The 11,175-nt window shown below is 52.9% G+C and carries 11 protein-coding genes; 6 read left to right on the plus strand and 5 right to left on the minus strand.

Annotation, left to right across the window (positions count from 1 at the left end; genetic code table 11):
* The 6 genes from AQR02_RS00590 to AQR02_RS32185 form a co-directional block, all read left to right on the plus strand.
* The coding region (locus AQR02_RS00590) for a DUF4430 domain-containing protein (RefSeq protein WP_148449123.1) at positions 1-470 on the plus strand (470 nt) is incomplete at its 5' end.
* Complete coding sequence (locus AQR02_RS00595) at positions 467-1,411, plus strand: energy-coupling factor transporter transmembrane component T (RefSeq protein WP_054938934.1); 945 nt, start codon at positions 467-469, stop codon at positions 1,409-1,411. The genes AQR02_RS00590 and AQR02_RS00595, both read left to right, overlap by 4 nt.
* Positions 1,327-2,904 carry an ABC transporter ATP-binding protein gene (locus tag AQR02_RS00600; RefSeq protein WP_054938935.1) on the plus strand — a complete coding sequence of 526 codons (1,578 nt, stop codon included), beginning with the start codon at positions 1,327-1,329 and terminating at the stop codon, positions 2,902-2,904. The genes AQR02_RS00595 and AQR02_RS00600 overlap by 85 nt, the downstream gene beginning before the upstream one ends.
* Before the next feature lie 81 nt (positions 2,905-2,985).
* On the plus strand, positions 2,986-3,672 hold the full coding sequence (locus AQR02_RS00605; RefSeq protein ID WP_054938936.1) for an ECF transporter S component: 687 nt from the start codon (positions 2,986-2,988) through the stop codon (positions 3,670-3,672).
* Positions 3,673-3,811: 139 nt separating this feature from the next.
* Positions 3,812-5,371, plus strand: coding sequence for a methyl-accepting chemotaxis protein (locus AQR02_RS00610; RefSeq protein WP_054938937.1), 1,560 nt, complete (start codon positions 3,812-3,814; stop codon positions 5,369-5,371).
* Positions 5,364-5,522: a hypothetical protein gene (locus tag AQR02_RS32185; RefSeq protein ID WP_159067652.1), complete on the plus strand. Its 159-nt coding sequence runs from the start codon at positions 5,364-5,366 to the stop codon at positions 5,520-5,522. The genes AQR02_RS00610 and AQR02_RS32185 overlap by 8 nt, the downstream gene beginning before the upstream one ends.
* Positions 5,523-5,619: 97 nt before the next feature.
* Here the strand turns inward: AQR02_RS32185 and AQR02_RS00615 are convergent, their stop codons facing one another.
* The 5 genes from AQR02_RS00615 to AQR02_RS00635 form a co-directional block, all read right to left on the minus strand.
* On the minus strand, positions 5,620-7,221 hold the full coding sequence (locus AQR02_RS00615) for a stalk domain-containing protein (RefSeq protein ID WP_054938938.1): 1,602 nt from the start codon (positions 7,219-7,221) through the stop codon (positions 5,620-5,622).
* Positions 7,222-7,463: 242 nt separating this feature from the next.
* Positions 7,464-7,757 carry a cytochrome aa3 quinol oxidase subunit IV gene (gene qoxD / locus AQR02_RS00620; protein ID WP_054938939.1) on the minus strand — a complete coding sequence of 98 codons (294 nt, stop codon included), beginning with the start codon at positions 7,755-7,757 and terminating at the stop codon, positions 7,464-7,466.
* A 1-nt stretch (position 7,758) separates the two neighbouring features.
* Positions 7,759-8,355, minus strand: a complete 597-nt coding sequence (qoxC, locus tag AQR02_RS00625; protein WP_054938940.1) for a cytochrome aa3 quinol oxidase subunit III — start codon at positions 8,353-8,355, stop codon at positions 7,759-7,761.
* Positions 8,352-10,295 (minus strand): cytochrome aa3 quinol oxidase subunit I, encoded by a 1,944-nt coding sequence (gene qoxB / locus AQR02_RS00630; protein WP_054938941.1) that lies wholly within the window; start codon positions 10,293-10,295, stop codon positions 8,352-8,354. The genes qoxC and qoxB overlap by 4 nt, the downstream gene beginning before the upstream one ends.
* A 36-nt stretch (positions 10,296-10,331) precedes the next feature.
* Positions 10,332-11,175, minus strand: an 844-nt coding sequence (locus AQR02_RS00635) for a cytochrome aa3 quinol oxidase subunit II (RefSeq protein ID WP_245237005.1), incomplete at its 5' end; no start/stop codon positions are given.

An 11,175-nucleotide genomic window follows, 5' to 3' on the forward strand; every position in this document is an offset into this window, starting at 1 on the left:
CCGCTGCGGCAAGCCCTTCTGCCGGTGCGAAGCCACCGGCAGCCAACGCGACTGCGCGGCCGGCAGCCACGCCGCAGCCGGCGGCCACAGCAGCAGCTGCGTCTGTGCAGCCTGCCGCAGAGGCCGCTACAGCGGTCATCTCCATTACGGGAGATGAGGAGCATGGGGTGATTTTGGCGCCAGCCGCTTATGAGATCAAGGAAGGCGAGACTGCGCTGGAGCTGCTGAAGCGGATTACCCGTTCATCCAAAATCCAGATGGAATATCAGGGCGCCAAGGCTTTCGCCTATGTTGAAGGCATAGACAATCTCTATGAGTTCGACCATGGGGCGGAGAGCGGCTGGATGTATAAGGTCAACGGAGCTTTCCCGGATAAAGGTGCGGGAAGCTATACCGTAAACCCCGGCGATACCATTGAGTGGCTGTATACGCTGGATCTCGGCAAAGACCTGGGAGCCAAAGCGCCATGAGCAGCGGCTTCCGCGCCATGCATCCGGCGGTCGCGCTGCTCTATTACGGCGGGCTGATGCTGTTCGCCGCGCTGCTGTTTCATCCGCTGTTCCTCGTAACGGAGATTGCAGGTCTCGCGGGCCTTCTGCTGCTGCAGGGACAGGGAAGGCAGCTGCTGCGCGGGCTGCCCTTTTATCTGCTGATGGCCGGTTCCGTGGCTGTGCTGAACCCTTTGTTCTCCCACAGGGGAGCGCATATCCTGTTTTATTTTTGGGATCAGCCGGTCACGCTGGAGGCTGTGCTCTACGGGCTGATGATGATGCTGGTGCTGCTCACGATTTTTATCATATTCATCTCTTACAATTACACGGTAACGACAGATAAATTTATGTATTTATTCGCTGCGGCTGCACCCAAAACAGCCCTGCTGACGCTGATGGCACTGCGGTTTGTGCCCTTGTTCCAAAGAAGGCTGCGGCAAATTACCCTCATCCAGCGCCTCCGGGGCATAGATACGGGTCAAGGCAGCCTGCGCAAAAGAATACAGGACGGCATGACGCTGCTGAAAGTGCTGCTGACCTGGTCGCTGGAGGAAGCGCTCCAGACCGGCGATTCGATGAAGGCACGCGGCTATGGCATCCGCAAACGCAGCGCATACAGTATCTTTAAGCTGGACCGGCTGGATAAGGGAATCCTTCTGCTGCTTACCGTCAGCGGTCTGATCCCGCTGATCGGCTGGCTGCAGGGATATGGAATCCTGGAGATTTATCCGCGTATGAAGCCTATGGAGTTCGGCGGGGGCGAAGCGGTGATGTATATCAGCTTCTGCCTGTTCGTGCTGACTCCCCTGGGCCTGGAAGGAAAGGAGAAATGGTTATGGAGATCATCACGGCGGAGCGCTTATCCTTCCGTTATCCCGAAGAAGAGCGGGACTCGCTCCATGAGCTCTCATTCACAGTAGAAGAAGGGGAGTTCGTTGTGCTGCTTGGCCCGTCGGGCTGCGGAAAAACAACACTGCTGCGCCATCTGAAGCGTGAGCTTACCCCCGTGGGTACAGGCAGCGGCATGATCCGTTATCAAGGGCAGCCGCTGGCGGAGCTGCCGGCGGAGAAGGCGGCCGGGGATATCGGGATGGTCTTTCAGAACCCGGATGCGCAGATTGTAATGGATACCGTCTGGCATGAGCTGGCCTTCGCGATGGAGAACCTGGGCTATCCGCCTTCTGTCATGCGGAGCAGACTGGCAGAGATGGCCGGCCTGTTCGGTCTGGAGCCGCTGCTGTACAAATCGGTGCATGAGCTCTCTGGGGGTCAGAAACAGCTGCTGAATCTGGCCTCCGTGCTGCTGCTTCAACCGAAGCTGCTGCTGCTGGACGAGCCGACCTCACAGCTGGACCCTGTCGCGGCACGTGAGTTCATCCAGACTCTGCACCGGCTGAATGAGGAAATGTCGATGACCATCATAATTAGTGAGCACCGCCTGGAGGAGGTCCTCCCGCTGGCAGACCGTGTCCTGCTGCTGGAAGACGGTGTGCTGCAGGCTTCTGGCAGTCCCCGCGAGTTCGTGCGGGGAGCCGGTGACGCGCGGCAGGCTGCGCGCCGGGCTTACTTGCCGACTGCATCACGGCTGTTCCTTGCTTTGTCACCGGAGGAGGAGCTGCCGCTGGAAGCTATTCCGCTGACGGTCCGTGAAGGCAAACGCTGGCTGCAGGCCTATGCGGCCAGCGGACAGGAGGTGCCTGCCGCCGGTAACCTGCAGCATGCCGCAGCAGTAGGCCAAGCACGTTCCTCTGTACCGGCTGCACCGCTGCTTGGCGCCAGGGAAGTCACCTTCCGCTATGAGAAGGATGGGCCGGAGGTGCTGCGCAAGCTGAACCTGTCACTGTATCAAGGCGAGCTGCTGGCAATCCTGGGCGGCAACGGTGCAGGCAAGTCCACCCTGCTGCAGGTACTGAGCGGTCTGGCAAAGCCGCAGCGCGGCAAGGTGGACCTCGCCAAAGGGATAACTACCGGATATCTGGCCCAGAATCCGCTGCTGTATTTCAGCTTTGACACCGTTATAGAAGAGCTGAGGCATATGGCCTCCGTTGCCGGGTTATCTAACGAAACGGCACAACCGGAGATTGACCGGCTGCTGGAGGTGTTCCAGCTTCAGCAGGTGTTGGAGAGCCATCCGCATGATCTTAGCGGCGGCCAGCAGCAGAAGCTGGCGCTGGCGATGATCATGCTGCTGAAGCCGGCGGTGCTGCTGCTGGACGAGCCGACCAAGGGTCTGGACCCTGATGCCAAGTCCCGGTTTGCGGGCTTGCTCGGGCAGCTGCTGGACCAGGGGATCAGTATTGGGATTGTGACGCATGATGTAGAGTTTGCCGCACGGTACGCGTCCCGCTGTGCACTGCTATTTGACGGGAGCATTACCGCAGGAGGGAAGGCCGTCAGAGTTCTTCAGCAGTAATTATTTCTATACTACGGCGGTTAACCGCATGGTCCGGGATATCCTTCCGCAGGCATTGACCATAGAGGATGTGATGGCCGCTTGGCACGTTTCCGCATTCCGCTTATAATTGCCGTAGCCCTTTTCATCGCCGGCCTGGCGCTTACGGCGGCATTGAAGGACCGTCATTATATGCTGCTCAGCCTTGTGCTGCTTCTCGCTGCGCTGCTCCCGGTTTTTATCCGCCTGGAACGGCGGCCGCTGGAGTCCAGAGAGCTGGTGCTGCTCGCCGTACTGTCGGCTATTGCGGCGGTCAGCCGGATTCCGTTCGCTGCACTGCCCAGTGTGAAGCCTGTATCAGCGATTGTAATTCTGTCGGCCTATGTATTTGGGGCAGAAGCAGGCTTCATCATCGGGGCTGTGGCCGCGCTGGTCTCTAATATCTATTTCGGGCAGGGTCCCTGGACACCCTGGCAGATGTTTGCCTGGGGGATGGTTGGCCTTAGTGCAGGCTGGCTGCGGAATACCTGGTGGATGAAGAAACGCAGCGGTATGCTTATCTTCGGCTTTGTGTGGGGGTTCTTATTCGGCTGGATTATGAATGTCTGGTATATCATCAGCCTTCCGGACGCATTCAGCTGGGGACTTGTGGCCGCTGCATATGCTTCCAGCTTTTATTTTGATTTAGCGCATGCGTTGTCCAATGTCTTTTTCCTTGCCATTCTTGCCGGAGGGTGGACCAAAGTGCTGGAGCGTTTCCGCAAAAAGTACGGCTTGCTGCAGGAATAGCGGGTTTACATTGTGTGAATTTGAATTGGCGAAAATTAGAATAGATTATTCGACAAATTTTTTAATAAAGTATCATTTTTCGACCTTTTTCGCCGATAAATAGAATACAGCAAGTAGGGAAAAGGCGGGAACAAGGACGATGAGAGATCTGAAGGTGAAATATAAAATGGCCGTGCTTGCGGCTGTTGCAGTAATCATGGTGATCGGTATCGGTATGAATGGTATTCTGTTCACTAACAAATTAGCTGACCGGTCGCAAGAGACTTACAATCTGAATCTGGTGCCTATCCATATGGTTACAGAGATACGCGCCAATAACCGGGCTATCGAGTCCTTTCTGCTGGAAGACCTGCTTACGAAAGAGGCGGAGAAGAGCCAGGGGCTCACTGCCGGGATTCAGGAGAAGATTAAGCAGAATAATGAACTGATGAACCAGCTGAAATCCATCGACTTTAAGGATACTGAAGTCAGCAACAAAATTAATGAGTACATGTCTCTCCTGGAGGATTACCGGGCACAACGCGATAACATTATTCAGCTTGCCAATAAGCATCTCAACGGAGAAGGATACCAGGTTTTCTCGGGCAGTGCGTTCAGCGAGTCCCGGACGAAGATGGTGGGTCTTCTTGACGATGCGTCAGCGCTGCTGCTGGCGGATGCCAAAAAGTATAATGAACTCACTCTGGATAATGCACAAACCTCTTCGACGGTAAGCAGCATACTCATTACTGCAGCCTGGGTACTATGCATTGTAATCAGCATTATCATCACCCGGTTGATTACGAAGCCGCTCAAAGAACTGCAGGCCCTTATGCGGCGTGCCGAGGAGGGCGATCTGACCGTAACGGCAGCGTATCAATCCAAAGATGAAATCGGCCAGATTAATACTTCATTCAACACTATGCTGGACAGCTTAAAGCGTATGATGCAGGGAATTTCAGAGAGCGCAGAGGTGCTGTCTGCCTCCTCTCAGGAAATGAGTGCAAGTGCTGAGCAGACGGGGCGTGCCTCCCGGCTGATTGCAGAAACCTCAAGTGAGATTGCTGCCGGGTTCGAAACTCAAGTGAACAGCATTGACCGCACGGTGTTATCTGTGCAGATGATGACGGAGGACATTGCCGCTGTTGAGCGCAGCAGTAATGAAATGGCTGACCTTATGGCTGGAGCAGCGGTCTCAACGGATCATGGTGCCGCAGCTGTCGACAGAATTATCGGACAAATGCAGGATATTAATGCCAGTGTATCTGCCACTCAGTCCATTGTCCGCAATCTGGGCAGTTTGTCCGCAGAGATCAACACCATTATTACTACTATCAATGAAATTGCCACCCAGACCAACCTGCTCTCGCTGAATGCGTCGATTGAAGCGGCTAGAGCCGGTGAGCATGGCTTCGGGTTTGCTGTTGTTGCCGGAGAGATCCGCAAGCTGGCCGAGGCAACCGGCAGAAGCTCGCTGCAGATTACAGAGATTATTACCGACATTCAGCAGCAGACCGGCAGTGCCGTGGAGTCCATGGAACTCGGTTCTGAGCTTGTAACGCTTGGAGTGGAGCAGAGTGGAGTCGTCTCGCTGGCCTTTGCAGAAATTCAGGATTCCATTAAGGCTGCTGCCTTGCAGACAGAAGAGATCAGGGGGGGCGGTCGGACATGTCTCACAAGAGTCCCGGGCCGTATCAGGGGCGATGGAACGGGTGAGTGAAATTTCCCGTAAGGGCGTAGAAGATGTTCAGGATACCAGTGCTGCCAGTGAGGAACAGCTGTCGGCGATGGAAGAAATGATGGCTTCGGCCCAATATCTTGCGACATTGGCAGAGGATTTGCAGAAGGAAATGGGACGGTTTAAGCTCTAACTCTAATTCTGTCTTGTCCGGCATGCATAACTTAAACAGAACCAGACCCTGGAACATTAGCTTCCAGGGTCTGTTTACTATGTTGCAGCAAGATTAGTTAACCGCCGGAGTTAACCGCCGGAGTTAACAGGCCGCCGTTGGCCAGATAGTAGGTCTGGCCGCCAAGCCAGCTGTTGGCGCTTGCGGAAGCATCATAATAAATGTCGTATCCGTTATCCTGGATATTGGAGAAGTCAGCCACACTGCTGATCAGCGCGCTCAAGTAGGAGTCGCCAGTGACATTCCAGGTGCTGTTAGCATCCAGGGTAAGCGAAGCGGACTTCGCCGTATTCGCATTATCAATTGCACCGCTCAGGGAGCTTCCGTTCGATAGAACCACCGCGACGCTGCTGATGCTGTCAGCGGTCACATCACCGGTCAGCGGCTGGGCACTCGCATTCAGGGTCACGCTTGCGCCGTTTGCGCCGGCTGTGCCCCATTGATCTGCGGCTGCATTCAACAGGATTCCTGAGGCAGCGGTCAAGCCTGCATTTTTCAAGTTAATCACTGCATCGGTGTTGGTAGCATAGAACAATGGTCCGGCATAAGCAGCAAGCGAGCCGCCAGTCATATTGAAGGTGCTGGTACCGACCTCCGCATCACCCGAGAAGCTCTGATAGAGCATTACGCCGCTCTTTTTTGCTCCCGACAGGTTGGTGTTGTTCAAGGTGATGGAATTTTTGCCTTCAATGACGGCTGCCTCCGATCCGGTTGCGGTGAGCAAAGCATTGGTAACTGTAATGTTGCCGGTAGAGTAGATCCCCGGGGAGTCGGTGCCGGTTGTATTCATGGTGCCTCCGGTAACATTGACTGTGCCGTTGCCGCGGTCTGTAGCGATGCTGGCAGAATGTGTGCCTGATGTAGTGATATTGGTGTTCGTAGCATTAACTGTACCGGAATAGGTTGCATCCAGTCCCCGTGAAGAATCAGCAGTGGTGTTGATTGTGACGCCGGATACATTGACCGTAGAGCCTGCACCCGTTGCAAACACGGCATTTGAACCGGTAGCTGCTGTTGAAACCGTAGAATCATTTAGCGTAATGGTGCTGCCTGCAGTTGCCAGGAGTGCTGCGTTCAGTCCGTAAAAGTTGCTGTTGTCCTCGGAGGAAGTATTCCCCGTCTTGTTCAGGGTCACACCGTTTAGGGTCAGGTTGCCGCTGTCTGTAACTTTAACGGCCGAGGCACCCATCGCAGTGGCGGAAATGGTATCCCCTGTTTTGGCTGCAGTGCTGCCGCTTAGCAGATAGGTTGCACTGCCGAGGCTGCTGGCATCAACCGTGCTGTCTGTACTGCTGCCTGTACCCGTTGCAGGTGTTCCTTCAGGCGGAGTGCCTGTCTTACCGTCTGTAGACACGGATTCACCGCTGGAGGTCAGGCTGACCGTTTTCGTTGTCTTGTCATAGCTGGCGCTCAATCCGACGGCTTCGGATATGGCTCTTGCCGGCAGATAGACAGTGCCGTTATAGATGAAAGGCTCTACCTTAGCACCCGTAGCATCCTTAAGGGCCGTTTCCTGGCCGTTCAGCTTCACGATAATATCATCGTAGGTGACGGCGATCTGTTTTTGAATCGTGTCGGCATAAGCGGACATGGACATAGCCAGTGAGGCGGTTACTGCGGCTCCGACGACAAAACCCTTCATTGTACTTTTTTTACTCATCTCAATCTCATCCTTTACACGTTGTATTGGTACTGCTATGTAGAACATGTTTCTGTGCTGTGAATGTCTACATTGTAGAACCGTAAACTGAAAGGGATCTGAGGCTGCGCTGAATGTTGGTTGAATATGGGCTGAATGTTTGTTGAAATTAAAGAATTGCGATGCACTGCAAAAAAAAAGCCCGCTCCGGCCAAATCACCGGATGCGGGCTTGCTTAATAGAAGAATGATTATATGCCTGTCTTAGGAATACCAGCCCCATACGAAGATGAAGAGCGTACCGAAGATGGTTACCAGTCCTACGAACAAGGCATAAGCAATGTTGAGATAAAGTTCTTTTTTGGTATCTGCCGATTCCCCGATGTGCATGAACACAAAGAGCTGCAGGGATGCCTGGATAAGCGCAGTGATGAGCAGAACCGTCATATTAGCCGTTTGGGAGAGGTCTCCATAGATCACGATCAGCGCAGCGGCAGAAAGGACCAGAGAAGCCAGATAACCCATTACATGGCGAATTGGAAACAGTTGCTTTATCATATCACATCAGTCCTTTCAGGTAGACGAAGCTGAAGATGAAGATCCAGACAACGTCTAAGAAATGCCAGAACAGTGAGAAGATAAAGGCTTTATTGGCAGTAGCCGGAGTAATTCCCTGCCGCCACAGCTGGATCATGATCCCTGCTCCCCACAGGAAGCCGAAGCTGACGTGGGCACCGTGGGTTCCGAGCAGTACGAAGAGACTGGACAGGAAACCGCTGGTTTGGAGTGTGGCGCCTTCATGGACATAGGTGAAGAATTCATCGATTTCAATGCCGATAAAGCCAAGACCCATCAGGAGCGTGATGCCCATAAAGAACATCATCGCTTTCTTGTAGCCGTGCCGCATAGCATGAATGGCGAGGCCGATTGTGAACGAGCTGGTAAGCAGCAGGAAGGTTTCAACCAGCACCGGGCCGATTTCAAACAGCTCTTTGCCGCTTGGACCGTCGGCAAAGCGGTTAACCATTACGAAGTATACAGTAAACAGTGTAGCGAAGAGCGGTATTTCAGCCCCGAGAAAAACCCAAAAGCCGAAGATTTTATTACTGTTCTCTTCTGTTGAATATTCCAGCGGCTTGGACGCATCTATTTTCATACAGTCTCACCCCGCAATTTCTTTTCAGTAGCAATAACTTCTTCAGCCGGTACGTAGAAGCCGTGATCCCGGTCAAAGGACATCGCAGCCAGCATAATGATTACGCCGACTCCGGCAACGATCGCTGGAATCCACATGCTGAATACGAGGAAGAAGCCCAGGAAGAAGAAGATAACACCCAGGATAAACGGCTTCCCGGTATTGTTAGGCAAGTGAATCTTGGTGATTTTATCCTCGAACAGCGGCACGTTATCCTGCTTGGCTGACCAGAAGGCATCGCGGGTTTTTACGTTTGGCACTATAGCGAAGTTGTAAGCCGGAATTGGACTTGGTGTAGCCCATTCCAGGGTACGTCCATCCCAAGGATCGCTTGTTGTATCTCTTGGCATATAGCGGGTACTCCAGTAGATATTGTAGACCAGAATGACAAAACCGATTGCGAGACCTACTGCTCCGACGAAGGACAGCATATTCAGCGGACCGAAGCCGCTCTCCTCTGAATAAGTGTACATACGGCGGGTCATTCCCATCAGTCCCAGGAAGAAGAGCGGGAAGAAGGTCACGTTAAAGGAAATAATAATCCACCAGAAAGCATGTTTGCCGAGACGTTCATTAAGACGGAAGCCGAATACTTTCGGGAACCAGTAATGGAAGCCGGCGATAACCGCAAACACTGCGCCTGGAATCAGAACGTAGTGGAAATGGGCTACCAGGAACATGGTATTGTGATACTGGTAATCCGCACTGGCCATCGCCAGCATAACGCCGGTTACACCGCCGATTGTGAAGATCGGAATGAAGGCCAGAGTGTATAGCATCGGTGTCGTGAAGGTGATTCGCCCTTTGCGAAGGGTGAACAGCCAGTTGAATATCTTGACCCCGGTTGGTACGGCAATCGCCATCGTAGTGATCGAGAAGAAGCTGTTGACCATAACGCCTTGACCCATGGTATAGAAATGGTGAGCCCAAACCAGGAAGGACAAGAGCGAGATGATGACCATGCTGAATACCATTGAGGTATAGCCGTACAGGTTCTTTTTGGAGAAGGTGGCGATAATTTCACTGTAAATTCCGAATGCCGGCAATATAACAATGTAAACCTCCGGATGTCCCCAGACCCAGAAAAGGTTGGCCCAGAGCATATCCATCCCGCCGCTCTCCATCGTGAAGAATTGCGAACCGAACAGACGGTCAAACATCATCAGGGCAAGTGCTACGGTGAGCACCGGGAAGGCGAAGACGATAATGACGTTGGTGATCAGCACGGACCAGGTGAACATTGGCATTTTCATCAGCGTCATGCCTGGGGCGCGCATTTTGAGGATGGTAACAATGAAGTTAACCCCTGTAATCAGTGTCCCGATACCGGAAATCTGCAGTGCCAGGGAGTAATAGTTGTTACCAACAGTTGGACTGAATTCCAGACTCGCCAGCGGGAAGTACGCGGACCAGCCTGCATCCGGTGATCCCCCGATAACGAAGGAAATGTTAAGCAGCATGGCTCCCATGAAGAATAGCCAGAAGCTGACAGCGTTGAGGCGCGGAAAAGCAACGTCTCTTGCGCCGATTTGCAGCGGAATGATTACGTTCATCAGACCGATGATAAAAGGCATGGCCATGAAGAGAATCATAATCAGGCCGTGGGTGGTAAATACCTCATTATAATGCTGCGCATCGAGGAATTTCATTTCCGGTGCTGCGGTCTGCAGACGCATCATCATCGCGTCCACGCCACCGCGGAACAGCATCAGAAGTGCTGCGAGAATATACATGATCCCGATTTTCTTGTGATCCACGGTAGTAAGCCATTCGCGCCACAGGTATCCCCATTTCTTAAAATAGGTCAACCCGACGAGAATCCCGATGGTAGCGAGTGCGATACTGACCATGGCTCCGTAAATCAAGGGTTCGCCGTGAACCTTAAATTTGTCTAAATCCATTAGGGTGGCTCCTTTCAGGTTGTTGCTATTGCATCATTAGTTCGTAGTTTCTTCAACAGGCGAACTTGGCAGCGGTTCATCGACTTCCGGATTAGGCACACTGTCAAACTCTGTCTGGCTGGATGGCTCCGGAGAAGGATGGATTTCCTTATTGTCCTCATGTTCCTTACCGCCGTTCTCCATATCCATTTCCGAGCCGTTTCCGCTCATATGCTCGCTATGGTCACCCGGAGGAGGACTAAACGTAAGATGCGTGGAGGAATAGGTTTTGCGTCCAAGTACTTCAGCGGCGAGCAGACCTTTGAATTCCTCTTCGGTAAGCGCAGGTGCAGTTTCTTTGACTTCTTTCACCCAATCCTGGTAATCGCTATCGGTCATTACAAGTGTCTCGAATTCCATGTGGGCAAAGCCCTTACCGCTGAAGTTCGAGTTCTTTCCGATATAAGATCCTACAGTATCGGCCGAGAGGTTAAGCTCGGTAAGCATATCGCTCATCGCATATTTTTGACCGGCAAGCTGGGGAACCCAGAAGCTCGTAATGGTCCCGAAGGAGTAAAGTCTGAATTCTACCGCACGGTGAACGGGAATGTTGACGTAGTTAACTGTTTCAATACCTTCCTCAGGATAGCTGAAATGCCATTTCCAGTTGGAAGAAGAAGCATAAATGACGAGCGGCTTCTGATCCTTGTACTCAGAGGCGACATTCTCGACTGCATGTGTGGACTTAACCGTCACAACAGACAGAAAGGCTACAATGATGATCGGGATGATAATCCAGATGGCCTCAAGAACCTTGTTGCCCCCCTCATGTTCAGGAATGTACCCTTCATTGCTCTTTTTGGCCCGGTATTTCACCAGGACGAAGATATATAAGATGTAG

This window comes from Paenibacillus ihuae, assembly GCF_001368795.1.
Taxonomy (GTDB): Bacteria; Bacillota; Bacilli; order Paenibacillales; family Paenibacillaceae; genus Paenibacillus_AQ; species Paenibacillus_AQ ihuae.